This window comes from Nocardia higoensis NBRC 100133 (genome assembly GCF_000308595.1).
GTDB classification, from domain to species: Bacteria; Actinomycetota; Actinomycetes; order Mycobacteriales; family Mycobacteriaceae; genus Nocardia; species Nocardia higoensis.
The window spans coordinates 69927-85198 of sequence record NZ_BAGA01000004.1; the positions used below are offsets into that span (position 1 = coordinate 69927).

At 69.7% G+C, this 15272-nt stretch carries 11 protein-coding genes; 3 read left to right on the plus strand and 8 right to left on the minus strand.

Translation table 11 applies throughout. The features are described from left to right. Nucleotides 1-117: 117 nt before the first annotated feature. The 4 genes from ON26_RS00505 to dprE1 all read right to left on the minus strand — a co-directional run bounded on the left by ON26_RS00505 (nucleotide 118) and on the right by dprE1 (nucleotide 8447). Entirely contained in the window at nucleotides 118-3354 is a 3237-nt protein-coding gene (locus ON26_RS00505; RefSeq protein WP_040793913.1) for an arabinosyltransferase domain-containing protein, read from the minus strand. 241 nt (nucleotides 3355-3595) lie between these two features. After that, nucleotides 3596-5881 (minus strand): arabinofuranosyltransferase, encoded by a 2286-nt coding sequence (locus ON26_RS00510; RefSeq protein ID WP_051026448.1) that lies wholly within the window; start codon nucleotides 5879-5881, stop codon nucleotides 3596-3598. A gap of 308 nt (nucleotides 5882-6189) precedes the next feature. Continuing rightward, nucleotides 6190-6969 (minus strand): decaprenylphospho-beta-D-erythro-pentofuranosid-2-ulose 2-reductase, encoded by a 780-nt coding sequence (gene dprE2 / locus ON26_RS00515; RefSeq protein ID WP_040793914.1) that lies wholly within the window; start codon nucleotides 6967-6969, stop codon nucleotides 6190-6192. After that, the gene (dprE1, locus tag ON26_RS00520; RefSeq protein WP_040793915.1) at nucleotides 6966-8447 is read right to left on the minus strand and encodes a decaprenylphosphoryl-beta-D-ribose oxidase; all 1482 of its coding nucleotides are present in this window, start codon (nucleotides 8445-8447) and stop codon (nucleotides 6966-6968) included. Before dprE1 ends, dprE2 begins: the two co-directional genes overlap by 4 nt. A gap of 119 nt (nucleotides 8448-8566) precedes the next feature. On the opposite strand from dprE1, the gene ON26_RS00525 reads away from it, so the two are divergent. After that, nucleotides 8567-9046, plus strand: coding sequence for a GtrA family protein (locus tag ON26_RS00525; RefSeq protein WP_083883633.1), 480 nt, complete (start codon nucleotides 8567-8569; stop codon nucleotides 9044-9046). A gap of 18 nt (nucleotides 9047-9064) precedes the next feature. Here the strand turns inward: ON26_RS00525 and ON26_RS00530 are convergent, their stop codons facing one another. The 3 genes from ON26_RS00530 to ON26_RS00540 form a co-directional block, all read right to left on the minus strand. Continuing rightward, a complete protein-coding gene (locus tag ON26_RS00530) occupies nucleotides 9065-9685 on the minus strand; it encodes a pyridoxamine 5'-phosphate oxidase family protein (protein WP_040793916.1) in 621 nt (206 codons plus the stop codon). 290 nt (nucleotides 9686-9975) lie between these two features. After that, complete coding sequence (locus tag ON26_RS00535) at nucleotides 9976-12156, minus strand: molybdopterin oxidoreductase family protein (RefSeq protein ID WP_040793917.1); 2181 nt, start codon at nucleotides 12154-12156, stop codon at nucleotides 9976-9978. A 211-nt stretch (nucleotides 12157-12367) separates the two neighbouring features. Continuing rightward, nucleotides 12368-12850: a hypothetical protein gene (locus ON26_RS00540; RefSeq protein WP_040793980.1), complete on the minus strand. Its 483-nt coding sequence runs from the start codon at nucleotides 12848-12850 to the stop codon at nucleotides 12368-12370. A 245-nt stretch (nucleotides 12851-13095) separates the two neighbouring features. Between ON26_RS00540 and ON26_RS00545 the strand changes: the two genes are divergently transcribed. Together ON26_RS00545 and ON26_RS00550 are read left to right on the plus strand one after the other, a co-directional pair. Next, nucleotides 13096-13677, plus strand: coding sequence for a DUF4282 domain-containing protein (locus ON26_RS00545; RefSeq protein ID WP_040793918.1), 582 nt, complete (start codon nucleotides 13096-13098; stop codon nucleotides 13675-13677). Between the two features lie 178 nt (nucleotides 13678-13855). Continuing rightward, nucleotides 13856-14698: a helix-turn-helix domain-containing protein gene (locus ON26_RS00550; protein ID WP_281032341.1), complete on the plus strand. Its 843-nt coding sequence runs from the start codon at nucleotides 13856-13858 to the stop codon at nucleotides 14696-14698. A gap of 25 nt (nucleotides 14699-14723) precedes the next feature. On the opposite strand, the gene ON26_RS00555 is transcribed toward ON26_RS00550, so the two are convergent. After that, a complete protein-coding gene (locus ON26_RS00555; protein ID WP_040793919.1) occupies nucleotides 14724-15272 on the minus strand; it encodes a dTDP-4-dehydrorhamnose 3,5-epimerase family protein in 549 nt (182 codons plus the stop codon).

Here is a 15272-nt window from a genome sequence, read left to right on the forward strand (position 1 = left end):
ATGTCTCGTTTTCGCAGCTTCGGTTACGAAGGTGTCATTGTCTCGAAACTCCGCGTAGCGCAGCGGATTTCGCCGCCGAATACCGGACGCTTGTCCGGTATTCGGCGGACCGGCCGGTCAGCGCGCGCGGATCGGCGCGTCGGAGGCGGCACCGGACCGGGTGACCGTGCTGGTTCCGATATCCGCGGGCTCGGCGGCCGGGTCGTAGGGGGTGAACCGTTCCAGCGAGCCCCAGTCCCGGCGCCAGTCGTCGCGCAGGTAGCTGGGCACCGTCTCGGCCTTCAGCAGCAGTTCGGTCCAGCCGAGCGGGCCGCCGCCGATGTGGTCCTGCCAGGCGTTGGAGGCGTCCGAGCCGACCCGGTCGGGCAGGATGCGCCACTGCGGCGCCTCGGCGACGCCGGCGTGGTGGTCGAAGGGCCGCTGGCAGGGGAAGGCCAGGCCGACATGCCAGTCGAGCAGCACCGGCGCGGTCTCGCCGACCACCGACTGCAACGTCGACAGCTGCGGCAGCCGCGGCGGGGTGATCGCGAGCCACTGCCGTTCGGTGATGTCGTTGTCCACGGCCACCAGGCGCACCGCGTTCACCTCGGCGGGCAGCTCGTCCAGCGGCACCCGCAGGTTGCGCCAGGACGGCGCGGGGCCGATGTCCAGCGGCAGCACCGAACCGAGCACCTCCACCTCGCCGTCGGCGCCCCGGACGCCGTACTCCAGCCTCAGGTCCTGGCCGTAGGTGACCACGCCGTCGGCATCGATGGAACGGATGCGGCCTGCTGCGGTCACGACCAGCACCCGGTTGGCGGGGTCGTTGCGGAAGCTGTCGGCGGTCTGGTCCAGGCGGTACCAGTGTGTGGTCAGCGAGGCCTGACGCTGCTCGCCCTGCTGGTAGGAGCCGAGTACGGGGGTGCGGGCCGGGTCGAGGCCGAAGGGCAGTGCCACCGAGCTGCCGTTGATACCGGTCTGTTCGGTGACGCCGCCGCCGGTGCCCGCGCCGGTGGTGTCGGTGGTCTTGTTCTCCCCGCCGCCGTCGACGGAGTTGGCGCCGCCGGTGGCGGTCTCCTCGGCGTCGGCGGTGAGGTCGCGCGCCACGCCGTCCGGGGTGAAGCCCTCGACATCGGCGGCCGGTCCGTCGGCCGGGGCCACATCGTAGGGCTCGAGCAGCGAATCGGCGGTGTTCGTCTCCACCAGCACCTCGTCGGCCAGCGCGCACGGATTGCCCGCCAGCGACGCGATATTGGATTTGGCGATGGAGTAGGCCGGACTCTGGCCGATCGCGCCCTTGGCCAGTGAGGCCACCTCGAACAGCACCATGAGCGCGGCGGCGATGGTGATGGGCGCGCCCGCGAGGCGATCGAACCCGTTGCCGGAGCCGCGCGGCCGGGCGCGGAAGGACAGCCGGTAGTGGTGCCAGAGCGCGAACAGCAGCGCCATGGCGGTCAGTCCGAGGAAGAGCGTCGAGATGCCCTTGCCCGCGATCATCGGCGCCTTGTCCCACCACGGGATGCCGTAGCTGGAGACATACCACCAGCCGTTGGAGCCGGTGAAGGTGATCGCCAGCACGAACAGCACCGCCGCCGCGAACAGTGCCCGGTTGCGCGGCGAGCGGATCGCCGCCGTGCCCACCGCGACCGCGGCCAGCGCGGCCAGCGACCCGGCCAAGCCCGCGTAGACGCCGAAGTGATGGGTCCACTTCGTGGGGGTGAACATCATCAGCAGCAGTGAGGCGAAGACGATGCCGAGGATGCGCACCGAGGGCCCGCGCGAGGTGCCGGGAATGCGGCCCTTGCGCAGCACCTGCAGCACACACACCAGCAGGCACAGCAGCATCAGCAGCACACCGAAACGCCTGGCCAGCGAGCCGTCCGGCGCCAGCATGAGCAGCGAATCCCAGCGGGTCCGCTCGTCGAACCACGCCACGTTCGGGCCGACCAGCGTGCGGACCCGGGTGGCCTCCATGACCGTGGCCAGCGTCTGATCGGCGAAAACCACGATCAGCACCAGCGTGCCCGCCGCCAGACCGGGCAGCAGCAGCGACGAGTAGCCCAACACCCCGGTGCCACGCCCGCGCTTGACGATGATCCGCAGCACCGGCCCCGATCCGGCGATCAGCGCGGCCACACAGATCAAGCCGGTGGGTCCGGCGGCCAGCGAGAACGCCGCGATGAGGATGGCCAGCGCCGCGGGCAGCAGGCGTCCGGTGGCCACGGCGCGCTCGATCGAGCACCAGGTCAGCAGCGCGCCCGCGGCGATCAGCGGTTCCGGACGCAGGCCGTTGTCGTAGGGCAGCCAGAACGCCAGGAACACCAGGCCCGCCGTCCACAGCGCGATCCTGTTCCGGCGCACCCGCGCACCCAGGCGGGGCAGCACCTCGCGGCTGATCACCAGCCAGCAGACGATGCCGGCCAGCAGCGTCGGCAGGCGCATCCACATGCTCGCCGTGGAGACCTTCGCCATCCAGGCCAGCACCTCGTAGGACCAGCCGAACGGGGCCTCCGGCACCGCGAACCAGCGGTAGTAGTTGGCCATGTAGCCCGAGTGCTCGGAGGCGCGGGCCATGGTCAGGATGTAGCCGTCGTCGGAGGTGTTGGCACCGATCACGTGCCACACCAGCAGCGTGCCCAGGATCGCGCCGTCGGCAAGGGTGAACTTCCACCAGTGCGCGGGCAGGAAGCGCCTGGCACGGCGCCCGTCGGCGGTGTCGAGCAGGTGCAGCGCGATCAGCGCGACGATCGTGAACACGGCCGCGGCGATCATCACCGCCAGCTTGAGCGGGCTCGGCGAGGAGCTGAACCGGGAGTCGATATCGGCGTGCAGCCGTGCGCCGTCGAGCCGGCCGGCGTCGAGATCGGTGAACACGCCGACCATCTGGGGCCGGATGTCGCGCGTCACGGTGTTGGCGAAGGCTGTTCCGTCCTCGCGCCGCACATCGGTGAACTCGACCGTCGTCGCCGCGTCGGTCGCCGTGATCTCGATCGCGCCGCACCCGGCGATCTCGGCGACCGGAGCCGACAGCAGCGGCACGTCACGCTGGATCACCGACAGGGTGTCGTCGGCGATCGAGACGACCAAGCCCTCGGCGGTGGCCTTCCCGGACGCCGCCGGGACGGTCGACAGCAGCGTTCCCGCTCCTGAGGTCAGCGTGGCGCACGGTAGCGAGGCCTCCACCCGCAGCGGCACATACGAGACCAGTGGTGCGCTGACACTCGACGCGTCCGCCTGGGGCCAGTCCAGCACCGCCTGCTCCTGGCGCACCGGCAGCAGCGGCGTCAGCAACGCCAGCAGGAAGCCGAGGAGCCCGGAGACCAGGGCGATCAGGCGGTAACGGGAGAACGCTCGAGTAGCTCGGTCCGGTCGCACGATCAGTCATGCTAGCCACCGGCCCGCTGCGGTCCACCTCACGAAGGCGCGCCACCACCGCCGCCACCCGTAAATCGAACGAGCCCTGCAGATCGGCGATCTGCTGGTCCATCGGTGTCCGGGGCGGACTGTGCGCGGCCGTCCTGCTGCTTGCGCGCAGCAGATGGGCTGTGCCGGTCGCGATCGCCGGCCTGCCAGGCGTCCCTGGGAATCCTGCGCTGAGCATGCATTCGCGCTGTGCTCAGCGCCGCAGGGTGACCAGGGTGAACGGGCCGATGTCGGTGACGGTGAAGGCCGGATCGTCGAACAGGCCTCCGGGGAAGGTGACGGTGTAGCGACGGACGTTGGGGTCGTTGGGGTAGACGTCCTCGGCCAGCCGCAGGGTGTAGTCGTCGCCGCTGCGGCGGAAGAGGAAGGCGTCGGGCGCGCGCCACGGGCTCTGCTCGAGGGCACCGAGCAGTTCGGCCGGTGATTCCAGCTCGCTCCAGTCGGCGATGAGCGCGGCACGGGCGGGGAAGTCGGCCAGCGGGTTGGCGTAGTGCGATGTCAGGCCCTGGAACCCGAAGTACGGATAGAACGCGAGGAAGGTGGTGTCGGCGGTGAGGACCACCGTCTCGTCGCGCTTCTTGCCGGTCTGCGCGCGCAGCGCCTCGTCGATCTCGCGGTAATAGGAGGCCGCGCCGGGCGGACGCTTGTCGGCGCGCTCGCCGTTGCCGTCGGTGTCGGTGTAGGCGGTGTTGATCTCGGGTGTCAGCACGTGCGGAATGTCCTGTGCGAACGCCAGCGCGCCGATGATCGCGATCGCCGCGACCGCGAGCCGGAACCGCTCCGGCTCGTTGAACGCCTGATACGCCGCCCGCGCACCCTCCGCGAAACCGAACGTCCCCGCTGCGGCCAGCAGCGCCAGCAGCGGCGCCTCCAGCCGGAACGAGAGCAGCGTGGTTCCCGCCGCGGTCGCCAGCATCGACAGCAGGCACCACAGGTAGATCGCCAGCACGCCGACGCCGAGCGCCTGCGCACGTCGTGACGAGGACGCCCGCACCACCAGCCAGATCGTGCCGATCAGGCACAACCCGCCCAGCAGCGTGAACTCGAACATGGGCAGCGGCAGTTCGGCGCCCGCGCGCGGCAGGTAGTGCAGCGCTGTGCCCGAGCTCGGGGTGGTCGTGGTGAGCATCTCGATCAGCACCGGCAGCCACACGGTCGCCGCCACGAGTCCCGCAATCACGGCTATCACGAGCAACCGCAGCAGCGGCGGGACGGCGGCGCGCCACGCGGGGCCGGTGGCGACCGGAGTCCTCCCGCGACCCGGCCGCGAGGCCTGCCTGCGCGCCCATACCGCGAGACCGGCGGCGAGCAGCCCCATCAACGCCACCGCGAAGGCGGCGACGCCCAGGTAGAGCGTGTAGAAGGTCGCGGCGAGGCCGAGCAGCAGGCCCGTGCCGATCACCGCTCCCCAGCCGCCCGCCGTGCCGTCGCCGCGATTGCCGCGTCGTGCCGGTGACTCGGCCGCTCCGGCGCTGCCTGCGCCGGTGTCGGCTGGTGCGGCGTTGCCTGTGTCGGTGTCGGCTGGTGCGGCGTTGCCTGTGTCGGTGTCGGCTGGTGCGGCGTTGCCTGTGTCGGTGTCGGCTGGTGCGGCGTTGCCTGTGTCGGTGTCGGCTGGTGCGGCGCTGTCGCCACCGGTGACCGGTGCAGCGCTGCCAGGGCCGCCGGCGCGTGCCGGGGTGGCGACAGCGGTACCGCCGCCGGTGCCTGCGGTCGCGGTGCGGCCGACGGCCGCGCTGCCGGGCAGCAGCTCCGGTGCGGGCCGGTGCAACGCTCCCCAGGCCAGCAGCAGGGTCGGCCCGAGCAGCAGCACGATGACGGCGCTGTAGGCCTCCGGCGAGGCGTAGGCCAGGGTGACCGCGGTGGTGGCGGCGGCGACCGCGATGGCCCAGTCGGCGCGCACCAGCCAGGTCCACAGAACCAGAGCCAGCGCGGCGGCGACCGCGAGCGAGACGATGGCGTAGGGCTTGAAGCTCTCCCAGCCGGCCAGGCCGAGCGCGTCGCCGAACCGGCCGCCGATCCAGAACCAGCCCGCCGGGTAGAACGGCGGGATGTCGGCATAGGTCATGTCGCGCAGGGCCGGGCTGTCGGTGAGCCGGGTGAGGTATTCGGTGCGGAACTCCTGATCGACCGAGACGCCGAAGAGGTAGAGCTTGGTCGCGGCCAGCGGCATGCCGATCGTCACCGTCACGAACGCGGAGATGCCCGCCCAGGACAGCAGTTTCGCGATCCACCGGGCTCTGCGCATCCGCACCAGCACGATGGCCGCCACCAGCATGGCCGCGGCCGCCACTTGGCCGACCGTCGTCAGTGCCCTGGTCACATTCGAGGCGTTGAACGCGGGCCACTGCACCAGCGAGAACGCGACCAGCCCGATCGCGGCCACCACCGCCGCCACCAGCACGGCGATCGCGGCCTCGCCGGCCGCACCGCCCGCCTGACGCACCAGCGGCCGCAGCCGTCCTCCGTCGCTCGTCGTCATCGGCGCGCCAACCTCCGGCTTCGTCCATCCGCCTTCACGTCGGGGCAAGCCTAGTGGAGGCACGCGCCCACACCACCCCGCCGCTCATCGGTGAGCTCGGCCGGCCGCCCACGGTGGCAGCGGGCCCAGCACGGCACGACCGACTCCGCGGTCGCGGGCGACCGCTCGCCGGCGGGCGGGATCACGTAGCCGCACGGATCGCCGAGGCCGCGGCGATCGCCGGGCCGCAACCACCGAGGGCCGCGCACCCGGTGGATGCGCGGCCCTCGGATCGAGACCTGTTCACGCCCTGGGCGCGAAACCCTGGCTCAGAGCGGCAGCTTGCGGAAGATCGCGCGCGGAATGTGGCGCAGCACGATCATCACGTAGCGGAAGGCGCCCGGCGCCCAGACCAGCTCCTTGCCCTTGTCGGAGGCCGAAACCGCCAGCGCGGCAACGTCTTCCTTGTCGACGGTGAGCGGCGCCTCCTTGGTGCCGGTCGACTTCCAGTGCGCCAGCGTCGTGGAGGTGCGCACCTGGCCGGGCCGCACCACGAGCACGCGCGGGCCGAACGGGCGCAACGCCTCGCCCAGGCCGAGGTAGAACCCGTCCAGTCCGGCCTTGGTGGAGCCGTAGACGAAGTTGGAGCGCTTGACCCGCTCGCCGGCCGCCGAGGACATGGCGATGATGCGCCCGTAGCCCTGCGCCTTCATCTTCTCGCCCACCAGCACGCCGACCGACACCGCGGCGGTGTAGTTCACGCCGGCGATCTGGACCGCCTTGCGCTGGTCGCGCCACAATTCCTCGGCCTCGCCGAGCAGGCCGAACGCCACGATCGCGACATCGACGTCACCGCGCGCCCAGGCCGTGTCGATCACCTTGGGGTGGCTGTCGGGGTCGAGCGCGTCGAAGTCGATCACCTCGACCTCGCTCGCCCCGGCCGCCTTCATCTGCTCGACCGCGCTCTCGGTGAGCCGGTCGCCGGGCAGCGTCGCGAGGATGATGCGGGCGGGGCCCTTCTTCAGGTACTCCGCGCAGATCGCGAGGCCGATCTCCGACGTGCCGCCGAGCAGCAGGATGGCTTGCGGGTTGCCTACGGCATTGATCACTGGAGTTCCAGCCTCCTGGCCATATCGGACATGAAAACGCCTGTGGGGTCGACGCTGCGGCGGGTCTTGATCCACTCGTCGATCCGGGGATACATCTTGTGGAAGGTCTCGGCGGTGGTGCGCGAGTCCTTGCCGGTGTAGAGCCTGCCGCCGAATTCCAGGACGCGGGCGTCCAATTCGGTGACGAACTCGTTGAGGCCGGGCCGGATGGGGAAGTCCAGGCAGACGTTCCAGCCGGGCATCGGGAAGCTCAGCGGGGCCTGGTTGCCCTCGCCGAAGTACTTGAACACGTTCAGGAACGAGTAGTGCCCGCTGCGCTGGACGTCGATCAGGATCTGCTTGAACTCCTCGACGGCCTCCGGCGGCACCACGAACTGGTACTGCAGGAAGCCCTGTGAACCGTAGGCGCGGTTCCACTCGCCGAGCATGTCCAGCGGGTGGTAGAAGGCGGTCAGGTTCTGCGGCTTCTGCCGGTAGGTGGCGCCCTTGCGGTACCAGACCTCGGTGGCCAGCGTGAAGGTCTGCTTGTTGAGCAGGCCGTTCGGGAACAGGTCGGGGAAGGTCAGGAAGGTCTTGCCGGTGAAGCCGAGCGGGTTCTTGCGCAGCTTCTTGGGCAGCTGGTCGAGCTTGGCCAGCGACCCGCGCGAGATCACCGCGCGGCCCAGCTTGGGCAGCGGGCTGATCGCGTCGAACCAGGCCGAGCTGTAGGTGTAGTTGTCCTCGGTGCCGTCGCTGTGGAAGGCGATGGTCTCGTCCAGGCTCGCGGTGACGTCGCCGTCGGCGATGAAGTACGCCGTCTCGGTCGGGGTCATCTCGATGGTGACGCGCAGGATGATGCCGGTCAGGCCGCAGCCGCCGATCGTCGCCCAGAACAGCTTGGCGTTCTTGCGCGGGGTGAGGTGCTGGACGGTGCCGTCCGCGGTGAGCAGATCGATCGAGCGCACGTGGTTGCCGAAGCTGCCCGCGCTGTGATGGTTCTTACCGTGGATGTCGGAGCCGATGGCGCCGCCGACGGTGACCTGGCGGGTGCCCGGCAGCACCGGAACCCACAGGCCGAACGGCAGCGCGGCGCGCATCAGCTGGTCCAGCGTCACGCCCGCGTCCACGTCGACGAGCCGGGTGTCGGCGTCGATGCGGTGGATCTTGTTCAGCGCGGTCATGTCGACGACCAGGCCGCCCGCGTTCTGGGCGTTGTCGCCGTAGGAGCGGCCGAGACCGCGCGCGACGATGCCGCGGCGCAGGTGGGCGGGCTTGGCGTCGTTGTCCTCGGCGACCATCGCGACGGCCTTGGCGATCACTTCCGGATCGCTGGTCGAGAGGACTTCGGCGGAGGTGGGTGCGGTGCGACCCCACCCGGACAGCGAGCGGGTCCGGGTCGGCAGCGTGTACGCCTCGGCGCGCTCGGCGGCGCCGTCGGTGCTGCTCGGGGACTCGTCGTCGCCGGTCGTCGGAGTGGTGGTCGGAGCTTTCGTGGACATCGGCTCACAGGCTACATGCCCGCGCGGGCGCGGGTTCGTTCTCGCCGTACTCGCCGGTACGGCGTCGGTCTCACCGGTACGGCAAGAACTCGTCCGCGCGCGGCGTTAGGCTCGTCGCCGTGCACGCCGAACAGCAGTTACCGCCCACGGCCGAGTTGCCCGTGGTCGACGAATACCTCGCGGATCCGGAAGGCGGCGTCGATGCGGGCGGTGTCGATCTGAAGACCCAGATCATCCGATTCACCGTCACCGGCGGCCTGTCGGCGATCGTCGATTTCGGCCTGTACCTGATCCTGCTCGAGCTCGTCGGCCTGCCGGTCGCACTCGCCAAGGCGATCGGCTTCATCGCGGGCACGACGACGGCCTACCTGATCAACCGCCGGTGGACCTTCCAGGCCCCGCCGAGCCGGGCCCGTTTCCTCGCGGTGGTCGCCCTCTACGCGACGACCTTCGCGGTGCAGGTGGGCATCAACCAGCTGATGGTGCACCTGCTCGGCAGGGAATTCCTGGCGGTGACCGCGGCCTTCGTGGTCGCCCAGGGCACCGCGACGGTGATCAATTTCGTCGTGCAGCGCCTGGTGATCTTCAAGATCCACTGAGCCCGCGCGGCGCGTCCGCTAGGACCCCGCGAGCACCGCCTGCTTGCCGGCCTTGGCGCCGAAGTAGTCGCCGCCCTTGGCGCGGGTGTTGTCGGTACCCCACTCGCGCTGCTCGCGTTCGGCCGGAACCAGATGCGGGATGTGCTTGCGGCAGTGGATGTAGGCCTCCTCGACCTCCACCACCACCCAGCGCTCGGCGATCTTGCCCGCCGTGGCCTCGGGCAGATCGGGCAGGCTGCGCCGCAGCGTGGCGTCCTCCACGATGCGCGCCGAGCCGTTGATGTGCAGGCCGATCAGGTCCTGCACGAAATCGATCATCAGGATGCCGACGTGCGGGTTCTCCACGATGTTGCCGAGACTCGCCATCACCCCGTTGCCCCGGTACTCCGGGTAGACGATCGTGCGTTCGTCGACGACGTGCAGGAAACCGGGCGGTCCCGCGCGGAAGGTGTTGTCGCATTCGCCGTTCTTGTCGGCGGTGGCGATGAAGGCCATTTCCATCCGGCCCACGAAATCGATCATCTGCTCGTTGAGCCGATCCAGAACCTGATCGCTGTAGAAGCGCTCGGCGCGCGCGGTGGTGCCGTAGCGCTCCTGGAGCGCGTGTTCGCCGTCGCTACCGATCTGGCTGCCCGTCATTTCTGCCCCCTGGCGGTGGTCGGGGGTCCGGGGATCGTCGTCTGCTCCGCGTCGAACGTCGTTGTTGCTCCGCGTCGATCACATGCCCGAACCTCGAAAAGCTGAAACTGCGAATAAACCGGAAAACGGGTCCGATCCTAGGCGACGATCAGCGGCCGCGGCTGACAACGGTCATTTCGGTCACCCGAATCGCCCTCCTGGGTAACCCGTTGACCTGCAGTGACAATGCGGACCGGACGGCTCTTTCCCGCGCGCGTCGAAATACCCGCCGTGCGGGATTCACAGGACCGTCAGAGCGGTCGGACCGTCACCGGAACACCGTTGAAGATCGCATTTCCGGAAGGCACGTCCACCACCGAATCATCGGTCAGCGCATTGGCATTCACCCCGGCGTGGGCCCGGGCGACGGTCTGCGAACTCCCGTCGTGGCCCCACCCGTGCGGCAGGCTCACCACGCCCGGCATGATCGTCTCGGTGGGCTCCAACGGCACCGTCACCGTGCCCGCCGCCGAGCTGACCACCGCCTGCTCGCCGAGCCCGAGCCGGTCCACATCGGCCGGATTGATCTGCAGTGTGCAGGTGTTCGTACCGCTCACCAGCCTCGCCACATTGTGCAGCCAGCTGTTGTTGGAACGTAGGTGCCGTCTGCCGATCAGCACGAATTCCGGGGGCTGCGCCGCGATGTCCGCCCGCAGCCGGGCGACATCGCTGATCAGTTGCGGGGGAGCCAGGTCCACCCGGCCCGTAGCCGTGCGCAACGCGCCCGGCAGGCGCGGGGTCAGCGGGCCGAGGTCGATGCCGTGCGGATTGTCGAGCAGCGTCCCCAGATTCAGCGTGCCGCCGTTCCACTCGCCGTACGGGCCGAGGCGCAGCATGAGGTCGATGCGCTGCTCGGTGCTGTTCTCGCCGATCAGTTCTTCCCGCCGTTGCGGCATGCCCGCCTTGTGCAGCATGCCGGCGATCACCAGTTCGTCGACGGCCGCCACCTGGCCCCGCGGCCCGTTGTCGCGGTGCTCCCGGCCGGTGAGCGCGGCCGCCAGCCGTACCAGGATCTCGATCTCGGAAGGCTGTCCCGCCGCCGGCGGCACGAGCGGGCGCGAATACCGCGCGTAGTTGCGCACCGCGAACTGCAACAGCGCGAAGTCGTAATGCGGCGCCTGCACGATGCGTGGCGGCGGCAGGATCACGTCGGCGTGCCGAGTCGTCTCGTTCAGGTAGCGGTCGACGCTGACCATGAAGTCGAGGCCGGCGAACGCCTCGGCCAGACGCGCGCCGCCCGGAGCCGAGAGCACCGGATTGCCCGCCACCGTCACCAGCGCCCTGACCTGTCCTTCGCCGGGCGTGCGGATCTCGTCGGCGAGGGTGGCGATCGGGAGTTCACCCATCGCCTCCGGCAGCCCGCGCACCCGGCTCGACCAGCGGCCGGTCCGGAACGGCTTGCTGCGCACGATTCCCAGCGCGGCGGCGTTCGCGAACATGGCGCCGCCCGGGCGATCCAGATTGCCGGTGAGGACATTGAGCACATCGACCAGCCACTGGGTGAGCGTGCCGAACTCCGCGGTGCAGGTGCCGATCCTGGCGTAGACCGCCGCGGTCGGCGCGGCGGCGAGTTCCCGGGCGATGCGGACCACGGTCTCGGCGGGCACGCCCGTGCGCGCTGTCACGGCCTGCGGGGTGAAATCCGCCGCCGCCGCACGCACCTCGTCCAGACCATCGACCGGCAGCCGCAGATCGGTCAGTTCCTCGGCGAAAAGCGTATGGACCAGCCCGAACAGCAGATAGGCGTCGGAGCCGGGGCGGATGAACAGATGCTCGTCGGCCAGCCTCGCGGTCCTGGTCACCCGCGGATCGACCACGACCAGCCGGCCGCCGCGCTTGCGCAGCGCCGAGAGCCTGCCAGGGAAATCCGGCGCGGTGCACAGCGACCCGTTGGACTCCAGCGGATTGGCGCCGAGCATCAACAGGTAGTCGGTGCGATCCAGATCGGGTACCGCGACGGTCAGCGGGTCGCCGAACATCAGCCCCGAGGACACCTGCTTGGGCATCTGGTCGGCGGTGCTGGCGGAGAACAGATTCTTGGTGCCGACGGCCCTGATCAGCATCGGCAGGTACAGCGCACCCGAGACGGTGTGCGCGTTCGGGTTTCCGACGTACAGCGCGGCCGCCTGCGCGCCGTGCTCGGCGACCAGCGCCGGAAACCGTTCGGCGATGTAGTCGAAGGCTTCGTCCCAGCTCGCCTCGCGATGGCGGCCGGTGGCGCGGTCACGGATCAGCGGTTCGACGAGGCGGTCCGGGTCCTCGTCGAGGCGACCGAGGCTGGCGCCCTTGGGACAGAGGAATCCCTTGCTGAACGGATCGTTCTTGTCGCCGCGCACCGCGAGCACGCGGTCCTCGGCGTCGAGAGTGATCTCGAGGCCGCAGACCGCCTCACAGAGCGGGCAGGTGCGCAACATGTTCCGGCCGGAGGTCATGTCCGCAATCTTCGTCGCGCCGGGGAGCGGGCACAGCCATCTCGGCGACATTCGCCCGAGAATTTCTCCCGCGAGCGCGTGCCGGGCAACGAGAAAGACCGGCATCCGCCACGCGGATGCCGGTCGAGCAGCGGGGTAGTGCGGGCCGCCGCTGCGCAGAGGAAGGAGTCCGCCTATCGGCGGAGAACTTTCGGCTGGTGGGCGTGCGGCTTCAGCAGGCGACGCTGGTCAGCTGCGCGCGGCGACGGCTCGAGGCCGAACGGACGGCGGCGGCCACGGCGACCACCGGCGGGACCCAGCGGGCCTCGTGCGGCGCGACGCCCCAGCTGGCCGAACCGGCCGACAGCTTGCTGGGCGGCAGCGGCACGCCCGCGCCGTCGGTGTAGACGATCGCGCCGGCTTCGCGCAGCGCGTCGAGCGCCATCGCGGCCTTGCGCAGACCGGTCACCAGGTGAATCTCACGACGCTCGGTGCCGGGTACCTCGATCACCGGGCCGCTGAGGTTGTTCGCGCGCATGAAGCGCCGGACCTCGCCTGCCAGTTCGCCGCTGATCTCGATGGCCGAGATCTCGTCGTCGGTGATCAGGCACAGCCCGTTGGCCGTTTCTGCGACCGTCCACCCACGCTGGATGTAGTCCTGCGCCGCGGCGTCCATGTCGGCCGCGGAGACGGAAGTCGGAAACGTGGTGCGCACTGTTTTCTCCATTCCCGGATAGCTCTGGGGTCCTGCGTTCATGGGGCGTATCGACAGGCGAGGGGCCGCGCGTTACGCCTTCTCGGAAAAATTTCTCGAGTGTGCAGTACGTCTCATTCGGCGAGGAAGTGTATCGCTTCGATCTCGGTCTTCTCACAACCGGGCACCTATGTCACGGTATGCACCGTAGTGACCTCTTGCGTCAGCGGTGGTTTCGCCACGGTGCAGAGGGGCAGTATGCGTGCATGAGCGACTCCGGCGCGCACGGTGACCCGATCGAAGGCAGGGAATCCGTTCCGGGCGAATTCGAGACCGAATCCCGGTGGACCACCTGGAAGGCTTCGGCTTTGCGCAGGCCGGCCGGCCAGGCCGAGGCCGAGCCGGACGACGAGCCCGCCCGGCCGTTCCGCAGCCGCCGCGACTTCCGCCGTTGGGTGGGTGATGCCGTCGGCGCCTTGCTGGACGTGCAGTTCCAGCGCTCCGCCACCCGGACCCTGTTGCCGCTGGCCTATCTGCTCGGCCTGATCTTCGCCTTCGCGGTGCCGATCGCGGTGGTGGTGCTGATGTGGGAGGTCACCTTCGTCCTGGGCATCCTGGCCGCGCTGGTGGCGATACCGCTGGGCCTGACCATCGCCGCCGTCGTGCGCCTGATGCTCGAATTCCTCGTCAATGCCTCCCGGTTGGCGACCAGGGTGGAGCACATCAGCGAGCTGGCCGACGATCTTTTCCAGGCGCTCTCGGATGTCGCCGAACCGGTCAACCAGCTCTCCGAGGATGTGCGCGCGGTCCAGTTCTGGCGATTCCGGCGCGGAAATTCGCGGAAATAGCGAGTGCGTAGCTCGGCGAGCTCTCGCTGTGCCCCTTGATATCTGGTGTTGCGCCGCGCGGGATCTGTTGTGAAACAATGCCGTTCGGGTGACACGCATCGATTGCGGAGCCACCGGACGTATCTCAGGGGCTCTAGGGGGACGTATGGTTCTGTCGCAGCTGACCACCGGATCGACGATGCCGCGAAGACGGCTGGGCCGGAATCTTCGTGATCTGCGCACGCGAGCGAGAATGACGACGCGGACCGCCGCCCGACATCTGGAATGGTCCGAAGCGAAGATCTGGCGGATCGAAACCGGTCAGACCTCGCTGCGCAGTCTCGATGTGGAAGCGATGTGCAAGGTCTACGGCGCGCCCGCCGAGATGGTCGGCCCGCTGGCCGCATTGGCCAAGGAGACCAAGGCCAGGGGCTGGTGGACCGCCTATACCGATGTGGTCGCCGAGGGCTTCGACATCTACATCGGTCTCGAGGAAGCCGCCCGTCAGCTGGCCGGCTACGAGACCGACCTGATCCCCGGCCTGCTGCAGACCGAGGCCTACACCCGCGCCCTGCTGCGTGCCGCCAGGCCCCAGGCCACCGCCACCGAACTCGAGCGCCGGGTGGAGCTGCGCCGCACCAGGCAACTGCTGCTCACCCGTCCCGGCGCACCGCTGCGCGTGGACATGGTGATCCCGGAGGCCGTCCTGCGCCATCGCATCGGCGGTCCCGCGGTCGTGGCCGAACAGCTCGACCACCTGCGCCGGATCTGTGACCTCCCGACGGTGCGCCTGCGCGTGATCCCCGACGGATCGGACTTCCACGCGGGCATGGAGACCGGCAGTTTCGGCATTCTCGAGTTCCCGGCCGACGGCACGGTCGAACCCGAGCCGCCCGTGGTCTACGTCGAGGCGTTCACCGGGCCGGTCTACCTCGACAAGGAAGCCGACTTCGCCCGTTACCGGTCGGCATTCGCGAATATCGCCGCCGCCGCGGTGGACGCCCGCGAATTGCTCGACGACGCCGTCGCCGCCCTGGCCTGACCCGGCTCGGCGTGCCCGGGCCGTATCAGCGCAGGCGCGGCGCCGCCAGGTCCTTGGGCGAGCGCAGGTAGGTCAGCGGAGTACCGTCGCGCCCCACCTTCGGCCAGTCGATGGCCAGCGTGGGATCGAAGGCGTCGATGTCGTGATCGGCCTCGGGCGTGTACTCGAGCGAGCACAGGTAGGTGACGGTCGATTCGTCCTCCAGCGAGAGGATCGCGTGCCCGAGGCCTTCGGACAGGAACACCGAGCGCCGGTCCACGTCGTCGATCAGCACGCTGTCCCAGTGCCCGTAGGTGGGCGAGCCCGGCCGCAGGTCGACCACCACGTCGAGGAACGCGCCGCGCACGCAGGTCACGTACTTGGCCTGGCCGGGCGGGTCCTCGGTGTAGTGGATGCCGCGCAGCACACCCGCCGCCGACACCGACGTGTTCACCTGGCGCAGATCCATCGGGCGGCCGGTCGCCTTCTCGAACTCCGAGGCCTTGAACGATTCGGCGAACGCCCCGCGCTCGTCGGTCAGCACCCGCGGGGTGATCACCCAGGCGCCGGGGACCGTCAATTCCCGGATGTCCAT